Genomic DNA, 25,192 nt, shown 5'->3' with positions numbered 1-25,192 from the left:
GGGGAGAAGATGCCGGCAGGCAGATGGGGGCTGCGCGAACTTTGCAGGCTCTGGCGCTGCCCCTCATCCGTCACTTCGTGACACCTTCTCCCCGTGTCACGGGGAGAAGGAAGAAGGGCGTCACTTCTTGTTCTTCGCCAGCCAGTCCTGCTGTTCCTTGGTCAGGAAGGCTGCCCACTGGTCGGCGACTTCCTTAGCCGTCTTCTGGCCAAGCAAGACTTCCTGGAAGTTCTTGATCGCCACCTGGTCGACGAAATTGCCGAGGTTTTCCAGATGCGTCGGCGGCGTCACCATCTCATATTTGGAGCTGTCGCTCAGTTCCGTGAACCAGCCCTTGAACTGCTCGGTCTTGAAATGAGCGTCCTGGTCGGCGCCATTGTGGATCGGGATGACGCCGACTTCCTTGGCCCATTCCAGATTGTCCTTTGGCGACAGCAGGGTCGCCATCAGCTTCCAGGCATCGTCCTTGTGCTGCGAGTTGGCGAACATCGCCCAGCCGGCGTAGCCGAGCGTCGGATAGGATTTGCCGCTTGGTCCGACCGGCAGCGGCGCCACGGCGAAGTCGTCGGCGCTCATCTTGTCGGCGATGCCGAGCAGCGCGTCCGGATCCTGGTTGAGCATGGCGCAGGTGCCGGAATAGAAGCCGGTGACGGTTTCGTTGAAACCCCAGCTTACCGCATCCTTCGGCGCCAGGCCCTGCTTGTACATGTCGGCCAGCATCTGCAGGCCCTTGACCGACCCTTCTTCGTTGATGGTCGAGGTGCCGTCCTCGTTGAAATAGCCGCCCTTCCCGGCCGCAATGTTCATGAACATGTGCATGCCGTTGAAGGCACCCGGCCCGCCGCGAAGGCAGTAGCCGTACTTGCCCGGGATGGCGGAGATTTTCTTGGAGTCGGCGACGAACTCGTCGAGCGTGGCCGGCGGGCCGTCAAGGCCGGCTTCCTTGAACAGCTTCTTGTTCCAGAACAGCGCGTTCACATAGTAGCCGTAAGGGATCATGAATTGGGTGTTGTTGACGGTCGAGCCGAACTGTTTGGCGCGGTCGCCGAGCGTCTTGGCGTCATCCCACTTGGCCATGTAGGGCCCAAGATCCTCGAGCTGGGCATTGTTGGCATAGAGGCCCATCCAGCGTTCCGGCATCTCGACCACGTCGGGCGTGTCACCGGCCTGCACCATGGTCAGAAACTTTTCGAATGCCTGTCCCCAGGGCAGCGAGATCAGCTCGACCTTGACGCCGGGATTGGCAGCCTCGAATTCGGCGATCTGCTTCTTCAGGAATTCGGTGCGCGGCGGGCTGGTGATGACTTCGACCATCTTGAGGGTCGAATCGGCCAACGCGCCTCCGGCGGAAATCGCCAGCCCCGCAACGGTGGCAAGCATGACGGTCAGTTTTTTCATGTTCAAGACTCCCATTTTGAACCCGCTTGTTATTTTCTGGCTTTTTCGAAGGCTTGGGCGATATCGGCCCAGAGGTCCTCGACACTTTCCAATCCGACATTGAAGCGGATGGTTCGGGGGCTGACGCCGAAGCGCGCCATCGAATTCAGTCCTGGCGTCTGCTCCAGCGACGCCTTGGCCGGCACGACCAGGCTCTCATGACCGCCCCAACTGACGCCGATGCGGAAAAAGTTCAGCGCATCGACGAAGACGGGGATGTCGATATCGTCCGTCACCTCGAAAGAGAACAGGCCGGCATAGCCGGCCAGCGTCGCCTTGCCTGGATGGTTCGAATAGGCGGGATGGTTGACCCGCTCGACATTGCCATGCGCCTTCAGCCGCTCGGCGATTGTGAGGCCGCTCTTCATATGATGCGGCAAACGCAGCGGCAGCGTCCGCAATCCGCGCAGCAATAGCCACGCCTCGAACGGCGACAGCTTGCCGCCGAGATACGAGTACGTCTGCTCGTTGATATGCTTGATGTGAGCGGCGGAACCCGCCACGACGCCGGCGACGGTGTCGCTATGGCCGCCGAGATATTTCGAGGCCGAATGCAGCACGAGATCGACGCCATGCGAGATCGGCTTCTGGAACACCGGCGTCGCCCAGGAATTGTCGATCGTGGTGACGATGCCCTGCTCCCTGGCCAGCCGGGTCAGGTGCGGCAGGTCCTGCAGCTCGAACATCATCGAGGTCGGGCTTTCCAGATAGAGCAGCTTGGCGCCGGGAAGAGCCGCCGCGACCGCATCCGGATCGGAGCCGTCGACATAGTCGACCTTGATGTTGAGCCTCGGCAGGAGCCGCTCGAACAGGCGGTAGGCATCGCCATAGCAATTGCGCACCGCAACGATGCGCTCGCCCGCTCCGACGAAGGCAAGCACGGTGGCGCTGATCGCAGCCATGCCGCTGGAAAAGCCGCGCGCGGCCTCGGCGCCCTCGAGCGCGGCCACGCGCGTCTCGAACTCCATCACCGTCGGATTGTCGCCGCGCGAATAGATCGGCTGCTTTCGTTTGCCGGCAAAAGTGTCGGCCATTTCGGCATAATTGGCGAAGGTGAACAACGACGTCTGATAGATCGGCGGCACCACCGCGCCGCCCGGAAACGGTTCGTCATGCGCCAGAAGCGTCGCCGCCTCGGTAAGATAATCGTGATCGAAACCGGTCGGATGCTCATTCATGTCTGGCTCGGAAATTTGAGTTTGGCCGCACCGCGTTTGAGATCGTCCTCAACGGTGGCGATCAGCTTGAGCGCCTCGGCGCGGGCGCCTTGCGGATCGCGCGCGGCGATGCACTCGTAGATGGTGCGGTGGTAGGGAAAGCTGGCATGACCAAAATCGCGCACGCCGAGCGGATGCTCCCAGAAACTGTGGAACAGTTCGTGCATGGCGGCGATGATCTGTTCGAACAGCGGATTGCCCGAAACCCGGTAGATCGCCTGATGGAATTCCCAGTCCTCTTCCGACGACATGCCGTCACGGCTGCGAAACGCCTGCTCCATGATGTCGAGCCTGCGTTCGATCTCGGCTATGTCGGCCGGGCTCGCCCGCTCGGCGCAGAGTGCCGCCGCTTCCGCTTCCAGCGCGCGCCGGATTTCCAGCGTCCTCATCAGGCTGGTGAAGTCGTTGCCGCCCGCCAGCGTCAACGGCAAATGCAGCATGTCGGGTGATACGGCCGCCTTGAGATAGGTGCCGCTGCCTTGCCGGCGCTCGACCAGGCCAAGCCCCTCCCACCGCGTCAGCGCCTCGCGCACCGTGTTGCGGCTGACCTTCAGCCGCTCGGCCAGAATACGCTCTGTCGGCAGCCGCTCGCCGGGCTGCAGGGCTTCTGCGCGAACAAACCCCACCAAAGCCTTCAGCACGGCGTCGTCGCGCGCCGTCGTCTGGATAGGTGGCAGGCTGTTCTGGTCCACACATCCTCCAAGTGGTCCAATGGTCCAACCAATTTCTGCACAGAAAAAACCCCCTGTCAATCGCCTGTCAGGAGGCTGTCGAACGTCTGCGAGAGGCACGGTCGGCGAGTGGCAAACAGCCTCATCGGATGAAGCGTCATAGTTCAGGAAGGGTTGGTCAGATTTTCCGCGCATGAAAAAAGCCCCTGATATTGGGGCTTGGTACAGAGTCTTGAGTCCGTTTTGAAACAAAGGGGGCCGGTCGGCGTTTGGCAGCGGTACGAGGAGGCCACTATGTGCCAGCGCCGGCCGGCCGACCCCACGGACCCAGGAGATGCGGCGGACCTGAGCATCATGGGGTATTCGAGAGATCGAGCTGGCTATCTACCCTCGTGCCGGCTTCGTCTTGACCAGCACACTTGCGCAAGAGCTTATGAAAATCAACACTTTCTTAACCAAGGCTCGCGAATCGCTTGGATTAAGGTAAACGGGTAACCCTGTCGGGAGCGCATGGATAATCGAGCATGGGCCGTTACGCCGCCTTGGCGACAACACGGTTGCGGCCGCCACTCTTGGCTTCATAGAGCGCGAGATCGGCGCGCTTCATCAGAGCCGCCACCGTATCTACGCCCTTCAGTACCGACGACACGCCAACACTGACGGTGACCTCGATGGTTTTGCCGTCGGCGCCGATGGCGAATGGTTTTTGAGCGATTTCGGCGCGGATGCGTTCGGCCACCTTCTCGGCCACCGCGCCGTCGGTGTCCGGCATGACCACCACGAACTCCTCGCCGCCAAACCGGCAGGCGAGGTCGATGCCGCGGACGTTCTTGCGCAGCCGCCGCGCGAATTCCCGCAGCACCTCGTCGCCGCCATCGTGGCCGTGCGCGTCATTGATCGACTTGAAGCGGTCGAGATCGGTGATCATCACCGACAGCGGCCGGCGCCGCGCCACGGCGCGGTCGAACAGCGTCTGCAGATGGCTGTCGAGATAGCGGCGGTTATGCAGCCCGGTCAGGCCGTCCGTCACCGCCATCTCGATGGTCTGGGTGACGCTGGCGCGCAATTGATCGTTGTAGCGCTTGCGGCGCACCTGGGTGCGCAGCCGTGCCGTCAGTTCCTGCTGGTCGATCGGCCGCATCAGATAGTCGTTGATGCCGAGTTCTAGGCCGCGGATGATGCGCTCCTCCTCGCCCTCCTCCGCCAGCAGAATGATCGGCACGAAACGGGTTCGGTCGAGCGAGCGCAACTGCGAGCAGAGCCTGAGCGGATCGAAATCGGCGAAGGCCGTCGAGATCATCACGCATTCGTAGGGTGTCTCGGCGGCCTGGAAGAAACCGGCGTGCGGATCGGCGGTGACGTCAAGGTCCGCACGGTCGCGCAGCATCTTCTCGATGCGCTCGACCGACGATTTGCGCTCGTCGATCAAAAGCACTTTTGGCGTCGCGTCCTCGGATGCGAAATTGCGGCTGAGCAACTCTTCGATGCCGATGTTGCGGGTCGTCGAAGCGCGCAGCCTGAGCTCGTCGGTCAGAGACTTCAACCTGACCAGGCTCTTGACCCGCGTCATCAGCTGCAGGTCGTTGACGGGCTTGGTCAGGAAGTCGTCAGCGCCGGCTTCCAGCCCGCGCACGCGGTCGGACACCTGGTCGAGCGCGGTGATCATCACCACCGGGATGTGCGACGTCGCCGGATCGCTTTTCAGTCTTCGGCAGACCTCGAACCCATCCATGTCGGGCATCATGACGTCCAGCAACACCACGTCGACCTTGCCGTTCTCGCAGGTCTCGATCGCATCGGGCCCGTTGGTGGCGGTCAGCACCTCGAAATATTCGGCCAGCAGCCGGACCTCCAGCAGCCTCACATTGGCAGGGATGTCGTCGACGACGAGGATCCGCGCGGTCATTTCACAAGGCTCCGGCTCGGCTGGAAAGGCATGTCAGGCATCGCCCAGATAGGATTTGATGGTTTCGATGAAACGCGGCACGGAGATCGGCTTCGAGATGTAAGCCTCGCAGCCACCCTGGCGGATGCGCTCCTCATCGCCTTTCATCGCGAAGGCAGTCACCGCGATGACCGGGATGACGTGCAGATCGTCGTCTTCCTTCAGCCATTTGGTCACCTCCAGACCCGACACTTCGGGCAACTGGATGTCCATCAGGATGAGATCCGGCCGATGCTGGCGGGCAAGGTCGAGCGCCTCCAGACCATTGCGAGTACGCACCGTCTCGTAGCCGCTTGCTTCGATGAGGTCCCGAAAGAGCTTCATATTGAGCTCATTGTCCTCGACGATCATGACCTTCTTCGGCATCGACATCCCGTCCCGGTCGCCCTCCGCTCGAAGGCAGCCGTCATGCGTTCTTCCTTGAGCGCACCAAACCCTGCTTCACCATACGGCAATTTGATTGACGAAACGGAAACCTATGGCTGCAAAGCAGCGCGATTTCCACCCGTCTTCCCGCGCGTCGAAAAGGCGCGCCGCGTTCTAAAAGCTTGCCGCAAACAATTCTTGCCATTACTGCGGAAGAGACTCATTCCGCATACCGAAGGTAGTGATGGCAAACGCGACGTCAATGCGCGAAGAGGCGGAAACGCTTGCCGTGAAGGCGCTGGGCTTCGTTGCCTCCGATCCGGAGCTGTTGCCGCGTTTTCTGGCGATCACCGGAATAGAGGCGCATTCAATCCGAAAGGCCGCCGGCGAGCCGGGATTCCTGGCTGGCGTCCTGCAGTTCATTCTCGCCCACGAGCCGACCCTGATGCGCTTTGCCGAGGAAACCGGCACGCCGCCGGCAGCCGTGGGCAAGGCGTTGCGCGCCTTGCCGCTCGGCGACGACAACCATGAGCGTTCCATATGAGCGATGATCCAGAGACCGCGCGCCAGATCGAGGAACTGGCGGCCGACGACCGGCCGCTGCTGGTGCTCGACGTCGACGACGTCGTGCTCGAATTCATCCGCCCCTTTCCGCATTTCCTCAAGGCGCGCGGCTATGGCCTGACACTGGCGTCCTTCCGGCTGACCGGCAATATCGCCGAAACGGCCAGCGGCCGCCTGATCGAACAGCCGGAAGTCACGGCCCTTCTGGGCGATTTCTTCGATGCGCAAGCCGATTGGCAGAGCATCACCGACGGTGCCGTGGAAGCTTTGGCAAGACTTGGCGACAACGCCGAGATCGTCATGCTGACGGCCATGCCGCACAAGCATCGTGCCGTGCGCCGGGCCCATCTCGATGCCCTGGGGCTAAACTACCCGCTGCTGACCACTGAAATGGCCAAGGGACCAGCGGTGGCGAGGCTGCGCGGCAGCAGCCGCAGGCCGGTGGTTTTCGTCGACGATCAGCCGCACAATCTGGCGTCGGTGCGGGAATCGGTCGCCGACGCAAATCTCTTCCACCTGATGGCCGACAATTCGCTGCGTGCGTTCCTGCCGCCAGTCCTGGGCGATGTCATTGTCGTCCAGGACTGGCGCGAAGCCGGGCCGAAGATCGCGGGCGCGCTGGGGTTCTAAGGCAAATCGCCCAAAAGTGACTTTGGTTTCGGGATCGAGGGTTGAACCCTCAAGGGTTCAGTTTCGCCCCTGATCCGCCATTGTCGTTACCGCCATTATCGCTACCGCCATTATCGTCGCCGTTGCCATCATCCGCGCCGTTACCGTCATTGACGCTATCGTCCACTGCGGGATCGGCAGGCTTCAGCACAACACCGTTGACAGCGACCGAGCCGTCAGCCTTGGTGTTGATAACCCACTCCAACTTGCCATCCGGCAGCGTTTTGGCAAAACCCTTCGCCATGAGAGCGACAGGCACGTACTGCCCGATCTCCGGCTGCGCCTTTGCGGCCTCCTGCAGATGCGCCATGATCTTGTCGAAGCCGGCGACATCGACAGTGAGACTCGCGTCGGGTTTCTGGCCGAAGCTTGTCATCTCGCCTTCCAGCGCGATCTCCATGTCTTTGTTCTTGACGGTGCTGTGATCGATAACGACCTTCGGCGTCTTGGCCAGGAAGTCGGCCTTGAGCTGGTCGCCGAATTCCGTCGACAACGGCGGTTTGTGATTGAGATCAAAGGCTTCGATAGCCTTCTTTGCCATGCTGTCGAGATCGATATTCGCGCCGCCGAAATTCAGGTCGATATCGGTGGGCAGCAGCGCCACGCTCCAGCTTGGCAAAAGCTGCTGCGGCACGGTCAGCCCTGAAGCCTTGATGCCATAGCTGATCTTGCCGTTCTGGGAGACGCCGTCGGTACCGAAAGCGGCGCTGAGTTGGGTCGCCCCGAAAGTGCCGATCGGGCTGTCGACCGCGAAATCCTTGAAGCTATACGTGCCATCGATGCGCTCCCATACCGGAAGCGCGGCGAGCAGAAGCGACTTGAGTTGCGCCTGGTTTGCCTTCAGCGTCTTCTCGTCTTCATTGGCCACGGCAAATGCCAGGAGATCGAGCAGCGGCTTGGTCTGCACGCCCTTGCCGCTGGCTTCCACCGACAATTCCGGCGACTTTATCGTGACCGGAAAATTCAGCCCGCTCTTGGGATCATTGTATTTTATCGCTTCGACGAAGCTCGAAATTTTTTGCGACGTCGTGAAATCGACGCCGCCATTGGCCGCCTTGGTCGCGGACAGGGTCGCGGTGCCCGCGCCGGCGCTCATATCGATCTGCTGCTTGGCGTCCTTCGATGCCATCGTCATGCTCGCGATCGAGCTGGCGCCGCTGGTAAAGGCGGCCAGTTTCGGATCATAGACGCCGCTGCCCTTGCCGTCCTTGATCGAAAACTGTGTGCTTTGCAGCCCCTCGGGCCCGTTGAACTCGAAAGATGCGCTTTGCGAAAAATCCATCGAGACATCCCAGGACCCGTCACTGCGCGGCTTGACCAGCAGGGCGTAAGGCGCAAAGTCGAATTTCATCAGCTTCTGGTCGGGAAATGTCCCGGCCAGAGCCTTGAAATCAAAAACGATCTTGTAGGCGTTGCCTTCGACCGAAACCTTCAGGATGCCTTTGTCGAGCGCCTGTTTACCAACATAGCGGGACAGGTCATCGGACAATTGCTTCGCGCCTTGGCTGTCGACGGTCTGGCCGAAAGCGGGCGCGCTGAGCAGGAGCGCGGTAAGGGCAACTGGCAACATACGGGTCACGGCAACTCTCCGTTTGGTCGAAAGGCAAAAATCTGTTCGTACTTCTGGTAGGGAAATACAATCACAACTGCAAGACAGCGATATTCAGGCGCCCAACACCAGTCGCATCAATGGCCGGCCAGCTTTGCGCTCGACGAGCCTCTCGAATCCGGCCTTTTCGAACACGCGCGACGAGCCGACGAACAGCCCGATCGAGCGCGAATCGCGGGACAGGTCGATCGGGCAGGCCTCGACAAGGCGTGCCCCGCTTCTGCGGGCGAAATCGACACCGCCTTCGACGAGCTGGTGGGTGATGCCCCGTCCTCGCGCCTTGGCGCGAATGAAAAAGCAGGAGATCGCCCAAACGGCTGGATCGGAAGCATCGGCGGGATCGATCGGTGCCGAGCCCCTGCCCTTGTTGTTCCATTCGGGCACGTCGGCGCGCGGTCCGATCTGCATCCAGCCCACCGCCTTACCATCCTCGAAGGCCAGCAGGCCGGGCGGCGGGCCGGCCTCGATGCGCGCCTTTATGTGGTCCTTGTTGCGTTCGCGGCTGCTCTCGCGCCGCGCCGCCGGCGCCAGCCGGAAATGCGTGCACCAGCAGCCGTAACAGGCGCCCTGCTTGCCGAAAAGGTCCTCGAATTCAGGCCAGAGCTCTGGCGTCAGCGGTACTATGATCGTGCTCATACGTTCTCCCCAGGCCAAGCTTGTCGCTGGCCCTGCACTGTCGTACCATTGCTTCTGTTCTCTTTATGTTCGCAGCAATGGCGGCCCCTGTCAACAATCCTGATCACGGTTTTTGTCGTGACTGCCTGACGTTTCAGCGCAGCGAAACGCGCCGCTGCGAGGGCTGCGGCAGCCCCCGTCTTGCCCGCCATCCGGAGCTCTATCGGCTGCATCTGGCCCATATCGACTGCGATGCCTTCTACGCGGCGATCGAAAAGCGGGACAACCCGGCGCTCAAGGATAAGCCGCTGATCATAGGCGGCGGCAAGCGCGGGGTGGTCTCCACCGCATGCTACATTGCCCGCATCCGGGGCGTGCGCTCCGCCATGCCGATGTTCAAGGCGCTCGAGGCCTGCCCCGAGGCCGTCGTGATCCCGCCCAACATGGAAAAATATGTGCGTGTCGGCCGCGAAGTGCGCGCCATGATGCAGGCGCTGACGCCATTGGTCGAGCCGCTGTCGATCGACGAGGCATTTCTCGACCTCGCCGGCACCGAGCGGTTGCACGGTCTGCCGCCGGCGGTGGTGCTGGCGCGCTTTGCGCAGGCCGTCGAGAAGGAGATCGGCATCACGGTTTCGGCCGGTCTCTCCTACTGCAAGTTCCTCGCCAAGATCGCGTCGGATTTCCGCAAGCCGCGCGGCTTCTCCGTCATCGGAGAGGCCGAGGCGGTTGGCTTCCTGGCGCCGCAGCCGGTGAGCATGATCTGGGGAGTCGGCAAGGCGTTCAACGCTACGCTGGAGCGCGACGGCATCCGCACCATTGGCCAGCTTCAAAGGATGGAGCGCGGCGACTTGATGCGCCGCTATGGTTCAATGGGTGACCGGCTCTACCGGCTTTCGCGCGGAGAGGACGTCCGCCGCGTCGACCCTGACCAGGACGCCAAGAGCGTATCGGCCGAAACCACCTTCGACACCGACATCGCATCGCTGGAAGAACTGGTCTCGGTGCTGAGGGGCCTTTCGGAAAAGGTCTCGGCGCGGCTGAAAAAGTCAGGCATCGCCGGCCGCACCGTGGTGCTGAAACTGAAGACCCAGGATTTCAAACTGCGCACCCGCAACCGCCAGCTCGGCGACCCGACAAGGCTCGCGGACCGCATCTTTTCGACCGGCGTGGACCTTTTGCGCAGGGAAGCGGACGGCACGAAATACCGGCTGCTCGGCATCGGCGTCAGCGACCTTTCCGACGACGACAAGGCCGACCCGCCTGACCTCGTCGACCTCCAGTCGCGCAAGCGCGCCATGGCTGAAGGCGCCATCGACGCGCTACGCGACAAGTTTGGCCGCAAGGCGGTGGAAACCGGCTATACATTCGGCAGGGGCCGCGATGCCCACCCGCCGGAGCCGCTCGAGGACTGACGCTGCATATGATGTATAGAGATTCAGGTCAGACACCACCTGAATATCCAACGCACCCGTCAGGTGCGCTTCAGATCGATGCGACTGGTCACCACGTTCTTGCCGGTTTTGGGATCGTGGTCGGTGACGGTCAACAGAATGCCGTCGGTGCCTTTTTTCTCCACGGTCAATTGCGAAACGCTGTTGCCATTGACCGGCTTGGCCCAGCGGATAGCGAGGTTGATCGCATTGCCGGAGCGGCTGCCGTTGAGCTGCGCCGGACCAGTGCGCGATCCCACATAGACGCCGCTGTATCTGGTGCCACTGGTTTTCAGATGCGCGCTGATGGCGCGGCTCATCAGGATAAGCCCGCGGCAGTTGCCGTCGAGCGACAACGAGGATGATGTCGAATCCGATTTGAATGTGCAGGAAACGCTGACGGTCGGTGCCTCTGTCGTCACCTGGACAGCCCCCTTGCCGGCGAAATTCCCCTTAAAGGACTGGAGAAATTTGCCTTCGTCCGCATATGCCGCATTGGTAGCGACCAGCAGGCACCCACAAAGCACAAATCGCGCTGGTGACATCATCGAAGCTCTCCTCCTCAGGTGTGGTCATCCATCAGGTGAACCCCACGTCTCAACGCCCCTTCCGGCATCAAGTTCCGTCTGCGACGCGACCGTTTCGGACCGGCACCACCGCAACTGGACCAGAAGAATGGGGCGGCTAGCGATTGCTCCGTCAGCCACCGCCTGCGAGATAGCTGACATGGCACCCACCCCTTCGATCCCCAAGGCTGCGTTCTGGATGGCGCTGTCGATTGCCTCGTTCCTGGCGATGTCGGTCGCCGGCCGCGCCACGACAGCCGAGCTCAACGTCTTCCAGGTGCTGGAACTGCGTTCGGTGATCGGCTTTTTCATCCTGTTGCCGCTGGTGATGACGACAGGCGGATTTGCGGCAATGCGCACGCAGCGTCCCCTCGCCCATATCGCCCGCAATGTCGTCCACTACAGCGGTCAGGCGGCGTGGCTCTACGCGCTGACGCTGATCCCGCTGGCGGTGCTGATCTCGATCGAATTCACGACGCCGATCTGGACGGCAATCCTGGCCGTGACCTTCCTTGGCGAAAGGCTGAACCGCCCCAAGCTTGCGGCGGTCGTGCTGGGGCTGATCGGCGTGGTGATCATCGTCCGTCCCGGTGTCGACGCCATCGATCCGGGGCATCTGGTCGTGCTGGGAGCCGCGGTCTGTTTCGGCGTCTCGCTGGTTCTCGTCAAATCCCTGACGCGCACGGACAGTGTCGTGCGCATCATTTTCTGGATGCTGATCATCCAGTCGGTGCTCGGCTTCCTCCCGGCGCTTTACGTGTGGCGCACTCCACAGCTCGAACTCTGGCCATGGATCCTGCTGATCGCTTTCACCGGCATGTCGTCGCATTTCTGCATGGCCCGCGCGCTCACTTACGCCGACGCCACCGTCATTTCGCCCATGGATTTCCTGCGCGTCCCCTTGTCGGCACTGGTTGGCTGGCTGCTCTATAGCGAGCAGATCGACGCCTTCACCGCGGGCGGTGCGCTGCTCATCCTGATGGGAAACCTGCTCAATCTGCAGCGCAAACCGATACAGCCGGCTGAAGTGGCGGCATCGTAGGCCGATCAGTGGAACTTGTCCGCGGCCTTCTTACCGATCACTGTGATATAAGCGGCGGATGCCGCCCGATGGGTGGCCGCCTGGCAAAGGCGGCGATCACACCAGTTCCACTTCGACCACGCCCGGCACCGCGCGCATCGCCGAAGCGATCTGTGGCGAGACGCGGTAGCCGCCCTGCAAGGCTATCTCGACCTCGCCCTGCGCCTCTTCCTTGATCACGATAATGCTGACCTGGCTTTCGCCGCGCTGGGTGAGTTGGGACTGGATCATCGAGGCCGGTCCTTCGTTCCTGACGAAAATGCGCAGCGCCTTCTGGATGCGGCTTGCCTCGTCCTCCAGCGATTGTACGGAATTGATGCGCAAATTGACGCCCTCGGGCCTGTCCTCGGCGGCGACCTGGATGACGACGGAGCGGCCGGGCTCCAGGAAGTCGCGAAACTGGGCCAATCCTTCCGAAAACAGCACGGCCTCGTACTGCCCCGACGTGTCGGAGAACTGCACCACGCCCATCTTGTTGCCGGTGCGCGTCTTGCGCTCCTGCTTGGTCGTCACCGTGCCGGCAAGCCGGCCGGCGGTGGCGCCCCGCTTGACGGCGGCCGAGAACTCGCCCCAGGTCTGCACCCGCATCTTCTGCAGCGCCGCCTTGTACTCGTCGAGCGGATGAGCCGAGAGATAGAAGCCGACGACCTGGAATTCGCGGTGCAGCCGGTCGGCGGCAAGCCACGGATCCGTTGCCGGCAGGTGGAGCGCCTGCGACTGCGCGCCCAGCGAGGCGCCGAAAATATCGGCCTGGCCGGAAACGGCGTTCTGCTGGGCAAGTGATGCCAGGCCCATCATCCGTTCGACGCCAGCCATCATTTGGGCGCGGTCGTGGCCGAAGCAGTCGAGCGCGCCGGCCATGATCAGGCTTTCGAAGACGCGCTTGCCGACGATCTTCGGGTCGACCCGTTCGCAGAAATCGGCAAGGTTCTTGAACGGCTTTTCACCTCGCACGGCAACGATATGTTCGACTGCCGCGTCGCCGACGCCCTTGAGCGCCGCCATCGAATAATAGATGCGGTTCTCGCCGACCTCGAAGGGACGAAAACTCGTCATCACCGACGGCGCCAGCACCTCGATGCCGAGACGCAGCGCATCCTGGCGGAAGTCGGCCAGCTTGTCGGTATTGCCCATGTCGAGCGTCATCGACGCCGCCAGGAACTCGACCGGATAGTGCGCCTTGAGATAGGCCGTCTGATAGGAGACCACGGCATAGGCGGCGGCGTGCGACTTGTTGAAACCATAGTCGGCGAACTTGGCCAGCAGATCGAAAATGAAGTCGGCCTGCGGCTTGCTGACGCCGCGCTCGACAGCACCCGAGACGAAGCGCTCGCGCTGCTTGTCCATCTCGGCACGGATCTTCTTGCCCATGGCGCGGCGCAGAAGGTCGGCCTCGCCAAGCGAATAGCCCGACAACTCCTGCGCGATCTGCATCACCTGTTCCTGATAGACGATGACGCCTTGTGTCTCCTTCACCAGATGGTCGATCTTGGGATGGATAGACGCCATCTCCTCCTCGCCATGCTTTCTGGCGTTGTAGGTCGGGATGTTCTCCATCGGGCCCGGCCGGTAGAGCGCGACCAGCGCGATGATGTCCTCGATGCAGTCGGGCCGCATGCCGATCAGCGCCTTGCGCATGCCGGCACTTTCAACCTGGAAAACGCCGACCACCTCGCCGCGCGACAGCATGGCGTAGGTCTCTGGATCGTCGAGCGGGATCGTCGCCAGATCGATGTCGATGCCGCGGCGGCGGATCAGCTTCACCGCCGTCTCCAGCACCGTCAGCGTTTTCAGGCCGAGGAAGTCGAACTTCACCAGCCCGGCCTGCTCGACATATTTCATGTTGAACTGGGTGACGGGCATGTCCGAGCGCGGATCGCGGTACATCGGCACCAGTTCCGACAGCGGACGGTCGCCGATGACGATGCCGGCGGCGTGCGTCGAGGCGTGGCGATAGAGCCCTTCCAGCTTCTGCGCCATGTCGAGCAGCGTCTGGACGATCGGCTCCTTTTCGGCTTCCTCGGCAAAGCGCGGCTCGTTGGCGATGGCGTCGGCGAGCTTGACCGGATTGGCCGGGTTCTGCGGCACCATCTTGGATAGCTTGTCGACCTGGCCGTAGGGCATCTGCAACACGCGGCCGACATCGCGCAACACGGCCCGGGCCTGCAGCGTACCGAAGGTGATGATCTGGCCGACCTGGTCGCGGCCATATTTCTGCTGGACATAGCGGATCACCTCTTCGCGGCGGTCCTGGCAGAAATCAATGTCGAAGTCGGGCATCGAGACGCGGTCCGGATTGAGGAAGCGCTCGAACAGCAAGGAGAAACGCAGCGGATCGATGTCGGTGATGGTGGTGGAATAGGCAACCAGCGAGCCGGCGCCCGAGCCGCGCCCCGGCCCGACCGGAATGCCTTGCGCCTTGGCCCATTTGATGAAGTCGGCAACGATGAGGAAGTAGCCGGGGAACTTCATCTTCTCGATGATGCCGAGCTCGAATTCCAGCCGCTCCCGATACTGCTCGACCGTATAGCCCGGGGTCGGGCCATGCAGCGCGAGCCTGGCGTCTAGTCCTTCGCGTGCCTGGCGGGCCAGTTCCGCGGCCTCGGCCTTTTCGGCCGCGTCCTTGTCGGCGCTGTCGCCGCCCGTGAAGCGCGGCAGGATCGGGCTGCGGTTTTTTGGGTAGTAAGAGCAGCGCAGCGCGATTTCGACCGTGTTGTCGATCGCTTCCGGCAGATCGGCGAACAATTGCGCCATATCCGCCTGGCTGCGCAGGAAATTGTCCGGCGACAGCCGGCGGCGGGTGTCGACGGCGACGACGGAGCCCTCGGCAATGGCAATCAGCGCGTCATGTGCCTCATAATCGTCGCGCGATGAGAAAAACGCCTCGTTGGTGGCGACAAGGGGAAGCTCGTGCGCATAGGCGAGATCGATCGTCGAATGTTCGATCATCCGGTCGTAGCCGGCAACCCGTTCCAGTTCGACATAGAGGCGGTCGCCGAACATCGCCTTGAGCGTCAAAAGCCGCGTCTCGGCAAGATCGGGGCGATCTTCCTTCAAGGCGCTGCCGATCGGGCCGCGTGGTCCGCCACTGAGGCAGATCAGCCCATCAGCCTGCCCCTCCAGCATCCCGGTGGTCAGGTGCACGGCTTCGCCGGGTGGCGTTTCCAGGTAGACGCGGCTGACAAGCCTGACCAGATTGGAATATCCGGCTTCGGTCGCCGCGATCAGGACGACCGGCCGCATCTCCGGGCCCTGCCGCCGGCGGTCGCGCTGGCCGTCGCTGTTTTCGCCGGAAAAGGCGAGCGCGATCTGGCAGCCGATGATCGGCTGGATGCCGTCCTTGACCGCCTTCTGCGCGAACTCCAGCGCGCCGAAAAGATTGTTGGTGTCGGTGACGGCAATTGCCGGGGCTTCGTCTTTCAGAGCATGGCCGACGATCTTACCAAGCTGAAGCGCGCCCTCGAGCAGCGAATAGGCCGAATGCACGCGCAAATGAACGAATGGCCGCACGGGCGCCTTCGGCGGCATGGCCGCGATCACGGCTTCACGCTTCAGGGGATCGCGTGGAAGTCTTTCATCCGCCATGGTTTCTCGCGCTGCCCGTAAACTTGAGTCGATGGAGATGTATTGTCCGGGACCCGGCGATACCAGTCCAGCACAAACGACCGTCAACCACAGGCTTCGCCATCCCTGCCCGGCTCGCCTCAGTCTCTCAGGCGAATTCCATGATCACCGCATCGACAGCCAGGCTGTCGCCCGGCTTGGCGTTCAGTCTCGACACGACAAGGTCGCGTTCGGCGCGCAACACGTTTTCCATCTTCATCGCCTCGACCACGGCCAAGGTCTCGCCGGCCTTGACCTCCTGGCCCTCGGCGACGGCGATCGACACGACGAGGCCAGGCATCGGGCAGAGCAGCAGCTTCGACGTGTCCGGCGCCACCTTCTCCGGCATTAGTTTTTCCAGTTCCGCGGTGCGGGGCAGCATCGCCCGCGCGGCCACCGACATGCCTTTCCAGGCGATGCGAAGACCGTTTGCAACCGGCCGGATCTGGGCGATGACCTCGCGCGTGCCGACCGTGCCGCGCCAGATCAGGTCGCCCGGCCGCCAGTCGGACGACACGGTCAGCGCCTTGCCGCCGTCGACCGACAGATCGATTTCCATCGGAATGGAAATCATGCCCTCGAGAATGGACGCCGACAGATAATCTTCGCCGATCTTCACCACCCAGTCGCGCTTGAGCGCTCCCGAATGCGGTGCTAGGCGGCCACCCAATCGGTCCAGCCGGGCGCGGCGCAGCAGTTCCACGGCGGTGGCGATCGCGGCCAGGACGGCCTTTTCCTCGCTGTCCGGAACGATGGGGGCGAACCCATCGGGATATTCCTCGGCGATGAACCCGGTCGATATTGCCCCCTCCCGCCAGCGCGGATGCTGCATCAGTGCCGCCAGGAACGGAATGTTGTGCTCGATGCCGTCGACGACAAAGCTGTCGAGCGCTTCCGACATGGCATCGATCGCCTCGATGCGGGTCGGCGCCCAGGTGCACAGCTTGGCGAGCATCGGATCGTAGAACATCGAGATCTCCGAGCCCTCGGTGACGCCGGTGTCGTTGCGGATGACGACATCGCCGAACTGTCCTTCCTCCGGCGGCCGGTAGCGTGTCAGCCGGCCGATCGAGGGCAGGAAATTGCGATAGGGATCCTCGGCGTAGAGCCGGCTCTCCACCGCCCAGCCGTTCAGTTTGATATCGCTCTGCTTCAAAGCAAGCTTCTCGCCGGCGGCGACGCGGATCATCTGCTCGACCAGATCGATGCCGGTGACGAGCTCCGTCACCGGATGCTCGACCTGCAATCGTGTATTCATTTCGAGGAAATAGAAGTTCTTGTCCTTGTCGACGATGAACTCGACCGTGCCGGCGCTCTGATAATCGACGGCCCTGGCCAGCGCCACCGACTGTTCTCCCATCGCCTTGCGCGTCTTGGCATCGAGGAATGGCGACGGCGCCTCCTCCGCCACTTTCTGGTTTCGACGCTGGATCGAACATTCGCGTTCGCCGAGATAGAGCGCGTTGCCATGCGCGTCGGCCAGCACCTGGATCTCGATGTGGCGCGGGTCGACGACAAACTTCTCGATGAAAACACGATCGTCGCCGAACGAGCTCTTGGCCTCGGAGCGGGCCCGGTCGAACCCGTCGCGCACTTCCGACTGGTTCCAGGCGATGCGCATGCCCTTGCCGCCGCCGCCGGCCGAGGCCTTGATCATCACGGGATAGCCGATTTCGCCTGCAATCGTCTCCGCATGCTCGGCATTCTCGATCACGCCGAGCCAGCCCGGCACCGTCGAAACCTTGGCGGCGTTGGCGAACTTCTTCGATTCGATCTTGTCGCCCATCGCCCTGATCGCCTTCGGCTTGGGACCGATGAAGACGATGCCTTCTTTCTCCAGGGCTTCGCAGAAGGCCGCTCGCTCGGACAGGAAGCCATAGCCCGGATGCACGGCCTGGGCGCCGGTCTGCTTGCAGGCGGCGATGATCTTTTCAGGGACGAGATAGCTCTGCGCGGCGGGTGCCGGACCGATGTGCACCGCCTCGTCGGCCATCTCGACGTGCACGGCATCGCGATCGGCATCGGAATAGACGGCGACCGTGGCAATGCCCATCTTGCGTGCCGTCTTGATGACGCGGCAGGCGATCTCGCCACGGTTGGCGATCAGGATCTTGGTGAACATGCTGGCATCCCTCGGGTAGGCCGTTCCTTTTATGACCTGTGCTGGCGCGGTCAAGCCGGGTGGGTCAATCGCTGCTTTTCAATCGGTTAGGGAATAAAATTCCGCGTGCTGGCCCAAGTGTGCAACCAGCTAGCAGTTGATCGTCGAGGCAAAACCTGAAAGCGTGCGCAAAAATCGCCTTTGGAGGAATTGCCTGATGAAAACGCGCGCCGCTGTCGCCGTCGCCGCCGGAAAGCCGCTGGAGATCATGGAGGTCGACCTCGACGGTCCTCAGCCCGGCGAGGTGCTGGTCGAGATCAAGGCGACCGGCATCTGCCACACCGACGAGTTCACCCTGTCGGGCGCCGATCCCGAAGGCATCTTCCCGGCCATTCTCGGCCATGAGGGCGCCGGTGTCGTGGTCGATGTCGGCAAGGGTGTCACCTCGGTCAGGAAGGGCGACCACGTCATCCCGCTCTATACGCCCGAATGCCGGCAGTGCCCGTCCTGCCTGTCCAGGAAAACCAACCTCTGCACCGCCATCCGCGCCACCCAGGGGCAAGGCCTGATGCCGGACGGCTCGTCGCGCTTTTCCATCGGCAAGGACAAGATCTTCCACTATATGGGCTGCTCGACCTTTTCCAACTTCACCGTGCTGCCCGAGATCGCGGTGGCCAAGGTCAACCCCGACGCCCCCTTCGACAAGATCTGCTATATCGGCTGCGGGGTGACCACCGGTATCGGCGCGGTCATCAACACGGCCAAGGTCGAGCAAGGCGCCACCGCCGTCGTCTTCGGCCTCGGCGGCATCGGCCTCAACGTCATCCAGGGCCTGAAACTTGCCGGCGCCGACATGATCATCGGCGTCGACCTGAACAACGACAAGAAGGAATGGGGCGAGCGCTTCGGCATGACGCATTTCGTCAATCCGAAGGAGATCGACGGCGACATCGTGCCTTACCTCGTCAACATGACCAAGCGCGGCGCCGACCAGATCGGCGGCGCCGACTACACGTTCGACTGCACCGGCAACACCAAGGTGATGCGCCAGGCGCTGGAAGCCTCGCATCGCGGCTGGGGCAAGTCGGTCGTCATCGGTGTCGCCGGCGCCGGCCAGGAGATTTCGACGCGGCCGTTCCAGCTGGTCACCGGCCGCAGCTGGATGGGCACCGCCTTTGGCGGCGCGCGCGGCCGCACCGACGTGCCCAAAATCGTCGACTGGTACATGGACGGCAAGATCCAGATCGACCCGATGATCACCCACACGCTGAAGCTCGAGGATATCAACAAGGGGTTCGACCTCATGCATGAGGGCAAGTCGATCCGAAGCGTCGTCGTTTACTGAAGACAGTCACACGCCGCCAGCCAACCGGCCAGCGACCTCTGTGGCGAAACCTGGGAGGAGAAGAAATGGCGGAGAAACTGCATCCGAAAATCGACAATGGGCTGCCCAAGGAAAGTGCGAGCTTTGCCGGCGGCACGCTGGTCTGCCTTTGCACCAGCAATCCGGTGAAGGTGAAGGTCAAGGGCCAGATCGCGCACAATCATGCTTGCGGCTGCACCAAATGCTGGAAGCCCGAAGGCGCCGTATTCTCGGTGGTCGCGGTTGCCGGCACTGGCGATGTCACCGTCACCGAGAACGGCGACAAGCTCAAGGTGGTCGACCCGGCAGCGCTCATCCAGCGCCATGCCTGCACCGGCTGCGGTGTCCACATGCACGGGCCGGTCGAGCGCGATCATCCGTTCAAGGGCCTGACCTTCATCCACCCCGAGCGCTTCGAGGAGGATGGCTGGTCGCCGCCGGGCTTCACCGCCTTTGTCTCCTCGATCATCGAATCCGGTGTCGATCCGGGTCGTATGGACGGCATTCGCGGCCAACTGAAGTCGATCGGGCTCGAACCCTATGATTGCCTCAATCCCGGGCTGATGGACTACATGGCCACCTGGACGGCCAAGAGGTCTGGCGCCCTGCCGGCATGATTCTGTGAAATTCCGTGCGGGGCCGGATATGTTTCCGGCCCCGCACGTCCTGGAGAGACAATGTCCGCACCCGCCATCTACGTCGATGCCGACGCATGCCCGGTCAAGGCCGAGATCGAGAAAGTCGCCGACCGCCATGGCATCGTCGTCACCCATGTCTCCAATGGCGGTCTGCGTCCATCGCGCGACCCGATGATCCGCAACGTCGTCGTCTCCAAAGGCGCCGACGCCGCCGATGACTGGATCGTCGAGAACGCCAAGCCCAATGATATCGTGACAGCGGATATTCCGCTCGCCGCCCGCTCGGTAGCGCTTGGTGCGCATGTGCTTGGGCCCACCGGACGTCCCTTCACGCCGGAAACGATCGGCATGGCGGTGGCCATGCGCGACCTCAAGCAGCATTTGCGCGAGACAGGCGAAAGCAAGGGCTACAATGCAAGCTTTGCGCCCCAGGATCGGTCCCGGTTCCTTGGCGAGCTCGACCGTATCTTGCGGCGCGCGCTGAAATCCGCCACACCCAGCTAAAGCAATTCCAGGAAAAGTGCATAGCGGTTTTCCGTCCGGAATTGCGTCAAACCAAGAATTAGCGGTTTGCCATTTCCTTGAAAACGGTGAACTGGCCTAGAAGCAGAGCGCCATTCAAGGTGGAGACCGCCATGGCCGCCGAAACCCCTCCAATCAAGAAGCCGGTGCAGCGGCACATGTTGTTTGTGCTGTCGGCGTGCATCGGTGTCTTTGCGCTCCTCGTGGCCTTGCTCCTTCATGCCCCGCTTGCCTATTCGATCGGTGCCAACGCCTTCTTTGCCGCCTACGTCATACTGGTCGTCGCCCAGATGCCCAAGCTCACCGGCACCTATCTTAGCAAGAATGCGCGCGCCACCGATCAGCCGGTGCTGGTCATCTTCGCGGTCACGCTCGTCGTCGTCGGCCTCGCCATCATCTCATTGTTCCTGTTGATCAACCAGAAGGACAAAGGCCATCCCATCGAGCTTGGCTTCGCGCTGCTGTCGATCCCGCTCGGCTGGTTCACCATCCATGCCATGGCCGCGCTCCACTATGCCCATGTCTACTGGATGGACGGCGAAGAGGTCGATGCCGGTACCAAGAAGAAAATCCCCGTCGGGGGCCTGCTGTTTCCCGGCGAAAAAAGGCCGGAAGGCTGGGATTTCCTCTATTTCTCCACCGTCATTGGCATGACCGCGCAGACCGCCGACACCAACATCTCGACGACGCATATGCGCCGGGTCGTGCTTGTCCACTCGATCCTGTCGTTCTTTTTCAACACCGTCATCGTCGCTGCCGCCGTCAACCTCGCCGTCAGCCTGGGCGGTTCGTAATAAATCCGTGATCGGATGAAACATCGGTTTGGATCGCAACGTATCAGGAGGACAATGGACGCGCAGGTCGCGTCCAAGGGAGATGAGACAAGATGGAACCCCTTGCCAGAAGCCAATCCGAAATTGGAACGCGCGTTCCCGCTTCGGGTGACAAGACGCTGATCTACCGTCAGTCGCGCTGGACGCGACTGACGCACTGGATCTGGGCCATCTCGCTGTTCTTCATGCTGCTTTCCGGCCTGCAGATCTTCAATGCCCGGCCGCAGCTCTATATCGGCAAGCAATCCGGCTTCGGCTACAACAACACTATCTTCGAGATCGGCGCCGAGAACACCAATGCTGGCCCACGCGGCTACACCGCGATCTTCGGGCATCGCTTCGACACGACTGGCGTTCTCGGCTGGTCAGGTCCGGCCGGTGGCGAGACGGCGCGCGGTTTCCCATCCTGGGCGACCATCCCTTCCTACTATGATCTCGGCACGGCCCGCGTGGTGCATTTCTTCTTCGCCTGGATCCTGACGACGACCTTGATCGTCTGGCTGGTCGCCAGCCTGATCAACGGCCATATCCGGCGCGACCTCGCCCCGCGCCTCGACGACCTCAAGCGCTTGCCCCAGGACATCATCGATCATGCCAGGCTGAAGTTCCACCACACGCGCGAATACAACACGCTGCAGAAGATGGCCTATGGCGGCGTCCTCTTTGTTCTGCTGCCGCTGATGGTCATCACCGGCCTTGCCATGTCGCCGAGCATGAATTCGGTGCTGCCGTACCTCAACGACCTGCTCGGCGGCCGGCAGACGGCGCGCACCATCCATTTCACCGTCATGGCGCTGCTGGTTGCCTTCTTCGTTATCCACATCCTGATGATCCTCGCCGCCGGACCGATCAACGAGCTGCGTTCCATCATCACAGGCTGGTACCGCACTGATCCCCCAGCGCATGACGACAAGCCCGCCGAGAGGAGTGCGTGACATGACAAAATTCGAAATCAGCCGCCGCAAGTTTCTGACCGCGGCCAGCCTTGGCGCCTCCGGCATCATGCTGTCGGGTTGCGACGCCTTCGACAGTCAGCTCGGCCTCGGCGGAGGCCTGCGCGGTTTCCTCGAGAACGCAAATGGCCTGACGTACCGCGCGCAACGCCTGCTCGCCGGGCGCGATAGGCTGGCGCCGGAATTCACGGAAGCCGACATCCGCCAGCCGCAGCGGCCGAACGGTGTCACCGCGCCGGATGACGATATCTACAAGGGCCTTCTCGCCAACAATTTCGCCGACTGGCGATTGGAGGTTTCAGGCCTTGTCGAGAAGCCGCTGTCGCTGAGCCGCGAGCAGCTCCAGAACATGCCGAGCCGCACCCAGATCACGCGTCACGACTGCGTCGAGGGCTGGAGTTGCATCGCCAAATGGACCGGCACGCCATTGTCGCTGGTGCTGGACCAGGCCGTCGTCAAGCCGCAGGCGCGCTACGTGATGTTCCACTGCCTTGACACGATCGACCGCGGCCTGTCCGGCGACGTGAAATATTACGGCACGATTGATCTGATCGACGCTCGCCATCCGCAGACGATCCTTGCCTACGGCCTGAATGGCAAACTCTTGACGGTCGAGAATGGCGCGCCGCTGCGCGTCCGCGTCGAGCGCCAGCTTGGCTACAAGATGCCGAAATATCTCTCCAGGATCGAACTGGTCGACGGTTTCGCCGGCGTCGGGGGCGGCCGCGGCGGCTATTGGGAAGACAATGGCTACGACTGGTATGGTGGTATTTGATAGTCAGAGAGAGAATAGTGGCCTGACATCGACGGCTTAACAGCCAATACTCAAGCAACCTTTTCGAGCAGCGGCTTTAGAGCTGGATGAATCTCCGGCGAGGCATGCTTGATCAGGGTCAGCAATGCGCGCTCGTTCTAGTCACCTGAATCTGAAGTTCGGTTCATTGTCTTCTGGCAGAAGCGCTTGACCGACGCGAGGATTTGGTCGGCGGATTTGACCCATTTGTATGGGGTCGGGTTCTCGTTGTGGGTTTCGATGAAGGCGTCGATATCAGCTTCCAGTTCTGCGGTGGAACGGTGTACGCCGCGCTGCAACTGCTTTCGCGTCAGCTCTGCGAACCACCGCTCGACCTGATTGATCCAGGATGCCGACGTTGGCGTGAAGTGAACATGCCAGTGTGGACGGCGCGCGAGCCAAGCCTTGATCCTCGGCGTCTTGTGGGTCGCATAGTTGTCCATCACCAGATGCACGTCCGGGCCATTGGGCATTTCGGTGTCGATCCGCTTCAGGAAGTCGAGGAATTCGGTGGCCCGGTGACGCTTGTAGCAATGACCTATCACCGCCCCAGTGGCAACATCGAGCGCGGCGAACAGAGAAGTCGTGCCGTTGCGAACATAAGTATGAGTACGCCGTTCGGCGACGCCCGGTGCCATAGGCAGAACCGGCTGCTCGCGATCCAATGCCTGGATTTGCGATTTCTCATCCACGCATAGCACGATCGCCCGGTCCGGTGGTGACATATAGAGGCCGACGATGTCCTGCACCTTATCAACGAAGAGCGGATCGGAGGAAAGCTTGAATGTCTCGGTACGATGCGGCTGCAGGCCAAACGCGGTCCAGATCCGACGGATGGTGGTATGAGAAAGGCCGCGGTCGGCTGCCATCGAACGGATGGACCAGTGCGTGGCATCCTTGGGAGTGGTGTTCAACGTACGCTCGACGACCTGAGCAACCTGGGCATCGGAGACAGTTCGCGGTCGACCGGTACGATATTCATCTGTCAGCCCTTCAATACCATCCTGTACGAACCGACGGCGCCACTTGCCAACCGTGTGCTCGTGAACACCCAGGCGTTCGGCAACGTCTTTGCTTTGCAAACCCTGCGCGCACAGCAAGACCATCCGGCATCGATCCGACAAGGAGCGCGGCGCCTTATGCCGGCGCACCTGAGATTCGAGGAAACCTCTATCCGCGTCGCTTAGAACGACAAGGTCCGCCTGCCTGCCAGCCATGAATCAAACTCCTGCTCTTGTGACAGAAGCCAAACAAAATGAAGCTTACTTTTGTTCCAGGGGACTAGAGGGGCCGATTCAGCCCGATATGCTCTGCCAGCCATTTGGCTTCGCCGGCATCGATCGTTTCGGCGCGCCGGGCCAAGGCCTCCGCTGCCCTGTTCTTCGCCTCTCATTCGGCTTCGATGTCATCCGGGGACCGGTAGGCCTCGATCATTCCGGCAAGGCCACCGGAGACCATGTGGCTGAAGAAGCCGCCGATTTCCACATCCGCATGCTCAACGAAAGTTTCCTGGCGCAAAGCCACGTCACGAGTCGGCGCTTCATAACCGGCCGAGCACATGACGAAGTTGGCGATTGCCTTGACGAACAATTCGTTCCAGGAAGGATCGTTGTTGGCTTGGGCGGTCTGTTCATTGATCCTGAACAGCACCTCGGCCTCGCCGCGGGTAATGGCGATGTTGCCGTCACCGCCATGGGCATAGAGGATACGGCGCAGGAGCTCGACCTCCGCCTTGGCGATCAATCCCGGGACCAGCGCACCGCCCAGCATCAGCGGCCCCTTGCCGTCGACGACGGCGTGGGCGACCTGCTCCAGTGCATAAACGCAAAGACGGCCCGGCGATGATTTCGCCTCTTCCAGCACATGGACCAGCAATTCGAGTTCGGTCCGGCTGTCGACCATGCCGTCTCGGGAGATCGTGCGGATCAGCCAGTCGGCGTTGTCCTGCGAGATGTAGCCCTCTGGCCTTTCCTGATGGACGATGTAATCGGTCACCGCCTCGACAAAGAATGGCGCCCACTCCGCGCATTTGTCCCGCGCCGTCTGGTCGAGCGCGAACAAGGCCTCGGCCTCGCCACGCGTGACGATACCATCGGCGAACACGTCGCGGCGCAGCATCACAACATCCTGCGGAGTAATGCTGATCTTTGATGTCAGCCCCGCCACCGGCGCGCTCATGATCAATTCGCCCATTTGTCGCCCCCGTCCACGCA

Annotated in this window: 21 protein-coding genes and 1 pseudogene; 10 read left to right on the top strand and 12 right to left on the bottom strand. The window is 62.0% G+C overall.

Annotated features, from left to right (window positions below; all coding sequences use genetic code 11):
• Positions 1 to 120 precede the first annotated feature (120 nt).
• The 5 genes from FJW03_RS07805 to FJW03_RS07785 all read right to left on the bottom strand — a co-directional run bounded on the left by FJW03_RS07805 (position 121) and on the right by FJW03_RS07785 (position 5,636).
• Positions 121 to 1,398, bottom strand: coding sequence for an ABC transporter substrate-binding protein (locus tag FJW03_RS07805; protein WP_140697028.1), 1,278 nt, complete (start codon positions 1,396 to 1,398; stop codon positions 121 to 123).
• Positions 1,399 to 1,427: 29 nt separating this feature from the next.
• Positions 1,428 to 2,615, bottom strand: a complete 1,188-nt coding sequence (locus FJW03_RS07800; protein WP_140767026.1) for a PLP-dependent transferase — start codon at positions 2,613 to 2,615, stop codon at positions 1,428 to 1,430.
• Positions 2,612 to 3,346 carry a FadR/GntR family transcriptional regulator gene (locus FJW03_RS07795; protein WP_140767027.1) on the bottom strand — a complete coding sequence of 245 codons (735 nt, stop codon included), beginning with the start codon at positions 3,344 to 3,346 and terminating at the stop codon, positions 2,612 to 2,614. The genes FJW03_RS07800 and FJW03_RS07795 overlap by 4 nt, the downstream gene beginning before the upstream one ends.
• 511 nt (positions 3,347 to 3,857) lie before the next feature.
• Entirely contained in the window at positions 3,858 to 5,231 is a 1,374-nt protein-coding gene (locus FJW03_RS07790; protein WP_140610110.1) for a PleD family two-component system response regulator, read from the bottom strand.
• Positions 5,232 to 5,264: 33 nt separating this feature from the next.
• A complete protein-coding gene (locus tag FJW03_RS07785; protein ID WP_006334976.1) occupies positions 5,265 to 5,636 on the bottom strand; it encodes a response regulator in 372 nt (123 codons plus the stop codon).
• A 244-nt stretch (positions 5,637 to 5,880) separates the two neighbouring features.
• Here FJW03_RS07785 and FJW03_RS07780 point away from each other — a divergent pair, with 244 nt between their 5' ends.
• Together FJW03_RS07780 and FJW03_RS07775 are read left to right on the top strand one after the other, a co-directional pair.
• On the top strand, positions 5,881 to 6,180 hold the full coding sequence (locus FJW03_RS07780) for a DUF3572 domain-containing protein (RefSeq protein WP_140767028.1): 300 nt from the start codon (positions 5,881 to 5,883) through the stop codon (positions 6,178 to 6,180).
• On the top strand, positions 6,177 to 6,830 hold the full coding sequence (locus FJW03_RS07775; RefSeq protein ID WP_140767029.1) for a hypothetical protein: 654 nt from the start codon (positions 6,177 to 6,179) through the stop codon (positions 6,828 to 6,830). Before FJW03_RS07780 ends, FJW03_RS07775 begins: the two co-directional genes overlap by 4 nt.
• 49 nt (positions 6,831 to 6,879) lie before the next feature.
• On the opposite strand, the gene FJW03_RS07770 is transcribed toward FJW03_RS07775, so the two are convergent.
• Complete coding sequence (locus FJW03_RS07770; RefSeq protein WP_140767034.1) at positions 6,880 to 8,439, bottom strand: hypothetical protein; 1,560 nt, start codon at positions 8,437 to 8,439, stop codon at positions 6,880 to 6,882.
• A gap of 93 nt (positions 8,440 to 8,532) precedes the next feature.
• Positions 8,533 to 9,114: a GNAT family N-acetyltransferase gene (locus tag FJW03_RS07765; protein ID WP_140610113.1), complete on the bottom strand. Its 582-nt coding sequence runs from the start codon at positions 9,112 to 9,114 to the stop codon at positions 8,533 to 8,535.
• Positions 9,115 to 9,179: 65 nt separating this feature from the next.
• Between FJW03_RS07765 and FJW03_RS07760 the strand changes: the two genes are divergently transcribed.
• Positions 9,180 to 10,508 (top strand): DNA polymerase IV, encoded by a 1,329-nt coding sequence (locus FJW03_RS07760; RefSeq protein ID WP_140767030.1) that lies wholly within the window; start codon positions 9,180 to 9,182, stop codon positions 10,506 to 10,508.
• A 59-nt stretch (positions 10,509 to 10,567) separates the two neighbouring features.
• On the opposite strand, the gene FJW03_RS07755 is transcribed toward FJW03_RS07760, so the two are convergent.
• Entirely contained in the window at positions 10,568 to 11,074 is a 507-nt protein-coding gene (locus FJW03_RS07755) for a hypothetical protein (protein ID WP_140610115.1), read from the bottom strand.
• A 178-nt stretch (positions 11,075 to 11,252) separates the two neighbouring features.
• Here FJW03_RS07755 and FJW03_RS07750 point away from each other — a divergent pair, with 178 nt between their 5' ends.
• Positions 11,253 to 12,134, top strand: coding sequence for a DMT family transporter (locus FJW03_RS07750; protein ID WP_140767031.1), 882 nt, complete (start codon positions 11,253 to 11,255; stop codon positions 12,132 to 12,134).
• Between the two features lie 96 nt (positions 12,135 to 12,230).
• Here the strand turns inward: FJW03_RS07750 and dnaE are convergent, their stop codons facing one another.
• Positions 12,231 to 15,701: a DNA polymerase III subunit alpha gene (gene dnaE, locus FJW03_RS07745; protein WP_181173361.1), complete on the bottom strand. Its 3,471-nt coding sequence runs from the start codon at positions 15,699 to 15,701 to the stop codon at positions 12,231 to 12,233.
• A 184-nt stretch (positions 15,702 to 15,885) separates the two neighbouring features.
• Complete coding sequence (locus FJW03_RS07740) at positions 15,886 to 17,898, bottom strand: acetyl/propionyl/methylcrotonyl-CoA carboxylase subunit alpha (RefSeq protein ID WP_140767033.1); 2,013 nt, start codon at positions 17,896 to 17,898, stop codon at positions 15,886 to 15,888.
• Positions 17,899 to 18,094: 196 nt separating this feature from the next.
• On the opposite strand from FJW03_RS07740, the gene FJW03_RS07735 reads away from it, so the two are divergent.
• The 6 genes from FJW03_RS07735 (at position 18,095) to FJW03_RS07710 (ending at position 22,961) form a co-directional block, all read left to right on the top strand.
• Positions 18,095 to 19,222 carry an S-(hydroxymethyl)glutathione dehydrogenase/class III alcohol dehydrogenase gene (locus FJW03_RS07735; protein ID WP_140693774.1) on the top strand — a complete coding sequence of 376 codons (1,128 nt, stop codon included), beginning with the start codon at positions 18,095 to 18,097 and terminating at the stop codon, positions 19,220 to 19,222.
• Positions 19,223 to 19,287: 65 nt separating this feature from the next.
• Positions 19,288 to 19,857, top strand: coding sequence for an S-(hydroxymethyl)glutathione synthase (gfa, locus tag FJW03_RS07730; protein ID WP_140767499.1), 570 nt, complete (start codon positions 19,288 to 19,290; stop codon positions 19,855 to 19,857).
• A gap of 60 nt (positions 19,858 to 19,917) precedes the next feature.
• A complete protein-coding gene (locus FJW03_RS07725; RefSeq protein ID WP_140767500.1) occupies positions 19,918 to 20,382 on the top strand; it encodes a YaiI/YqxD family protein in 465 nt (154 codons plus the stop codon).
• 131 nt (positions 20,383 to 20,513) lie between these two features.
• On the top strand, positions 20,514 to 21,194 hold the full coding sequence (locus FJW03_RS07720) for a DUF1345 domain-containing protein (protein WP_140767501.1): 681 nt from the start codon (positions 20,514 to 20,516) through the stop codon (positions 21,192 to 21,194).
• Positions 21,195 to 21,286: 92 nt separating this feature from the next.
• Positions 21,287 to 22,168 (top strand): cytochrome b/b6 domain-containing protein, encoded by an 882-nt coding sequence (locus FJW03_RS07715; protein ID WP_140767502.1) that lies wholly within the window; start codon positions 21,287 to 21,289, stop codon positions 22,166 to 22,168.
• Between the two features lies 1 nt (position 22,169).
• A complete protein-coding gene (locus FJW03_RS07710) occupies positions 22,170 to 22,961 on the top strand; it encodes a molybdopterin-binding protein (RefSeq protein WP_140767503.1) in 792 nt (263 codons plus the stop codon).
• Between the two features lie 137 nt (positions 22,962 to 23,098).
• Here the strand turns inward: FJW03_RS07710 and FJW03_RS07705 are convergent, their stop codons facing one another.
• Together FJW03_RS07705 and FJW03_RS07700 are read right to left on the bottom strand one after the other, a co-directional pair.
• Positions 23,099 to 24,196, bottom strand: a complete 1,098-nt coding sequence (locus FJW03_RS07705; protein WP_140767530.1) for an IS630 family transposase — start codon at positions 24,194 to 24,196, stop codon at positions 23,099 to 23,101.
• A gap of 67 nt (positions 24,197 to 24,263) precedes the next feature.
• Positions 24,264 to 25,172, bottom strand: a pseudogene (locus tag FJW03_RS07700) (hypothetical protein); the annotation flags it as partial.
• Positions 25,173 to 25,192: the final 20 nt, after the last annotated feature.

The sequence above is a fragment of the Mesorhizobium sp. B4-1-4 genome (genome assembly GCF_006439395.2).
GTDB lineage: Bacteria > Pseudomonadota > Alphaproteobacteria > Rhizobiales > Rhizobiaceae > Mesorhizobium.
Note: the sequence above shows the minus strand (reverse complement) of the source record. Positions and strands in the feature narration are given on the sequence as shown.

Bases quoted from the DNA above. Each gene is read 5' to 3' on its own strand.
- FJW03_RS07785 (WP_006334976.1), bottom strand. From the start codon at position 5,636: ATGCCGAAGAAGGTCATGATCGTCGAGGACAATGAGCTCAATATGAAG.
- gfa (WP_140767499.1), top strand. From the start codon at position 19,288: ATGGCGGAGAAACTGCATCCGAAAATCGACAATGGGCTGCCCAAGGAA.
- FJW03_RS07715 (WP_140767502.1), top strand. From the start codon at position 21,287: ATGGAACCCCTTGCCAGAAGCCAATCCGAAATTGGAACGCGCGTTCCC.
- FJW03_RS07725 (WP_140767500.1), top strand. From the start codon at position 19,918: ATGTCCGCACCCGCCATCTACGTCGATGCCGACGCATGCCCGGTCAAG.
- FJW03_RS07740 (WP_140767033.1), bottom strand. From the start codon at position 17,898: ATGTTCACCAAGATCCTGATCGCCAACCGTGGCGAGATCGCCTGCCGC.
- FJW03_RS07765 (WP_140610113.1), bottom strand. From the start codon at position 9,114: ATGAGCACGATCATAGTACCGCTGACGCCAGAGCTCTGGCCTGAATTC.
- FJW03_RS07780 (WP_140767028.1), top strand. From the start codon at position 5,881: ATGGCAAACGCGACGTCAATGCGCGAAGAGGCGGAAACGCTTGCCGTG.
- FJW03_RS07720 (WP_140767501.1), top strand. From the start codon at position 20,514: ATGGCCGCCGAAACCCCTCCAATCAAGAAGCCGGTGCAGCGGCACATG.
- FJW03_RS07775 (WP_140767029.1), top strand. From the start codon at position 6,177: ATGAGCGATGATCCAGAGACCGCGCGCCAGATCGAGGAACTGGCGGCC.
- dnaE (WP_181173361.1), bottom strand. From the start codon at position 15,701: ATGCCGCCGAAGGCGCCCGTGCGGCCATTCGTTCATTTGCGCGTGCAT.
- FJW03_RS07800 (WP_140767026.1), bottom strand. From the start codon at position 2,615: ATGAATGAGCATCCGACCGGTTTCGATCACGATTATCTTACCGAGGCG.
- FJW03_RS07790 (WP_140610110.1), bottom strand. From the start codon at position 5,231: ATGACCGCGCGGATCCTCGTCGTCGACGACATCCCTGCCAATGTGAGG.
- FJW03_RS07710 (WP_140767503.1), top strand. From the start codon at position 22,170: ATGACAAAATTCGAAATCAGCCGCCGCAAGTTTCTGACCGCGGCCAGC.
- FJW03_RS07755 (WP_140610115.1), bottom strand. From the start codon at position 11,074: ATGATGTCACCAGCGCGATTTGTGCTTTGTGGGTGCCTGCTGGTCGCT.
- FJW03_RS07770 (WP_140767034.1), bottom strand. From the start codon at position 8,439: ATGTTGCCAGTTGCCCTTACCGCGCTCCTGCTCAGCGCGCCCGCTTTC.
- FJW03_RS07750 (WP_140767031.1), top strand. From the start codon at position 11,253: ATGGCACCCACCCCTTCGATCCCCAAGGCTGCGTTCTGGATGGCGCTG.
- FJW03_RS07805 (WP_140697028.1), bottom strand. From the start codon at position 1,398: ATGAAAAAACTGACCGTCATGCTTGCCACCGTTGCGGGGCTGGCGATT.
- FJW03_RS07735 (WP_140693774.1), top strand. From the start codon at position 18,095: ATGAAAACGCGCGCCGCTGTCGCCGTCGCCGCCGGAAAGCCGCTGGAG.
- FJW03_RS07705 (WP_140767530.1), bottom strand. From the start codon at position 24,196: ATGGCTGGCAGGCAGGCGGACCTTGTCGTTCTAAGCGACGCGGATAGA.
- FJW03_RS07760 (WP_140767030.1), top strand. From the start codon at position 9,180: ATGTTCGCAGCAATGGCGGCCCCTGTCAACAATCCTGATCACGGTTTT.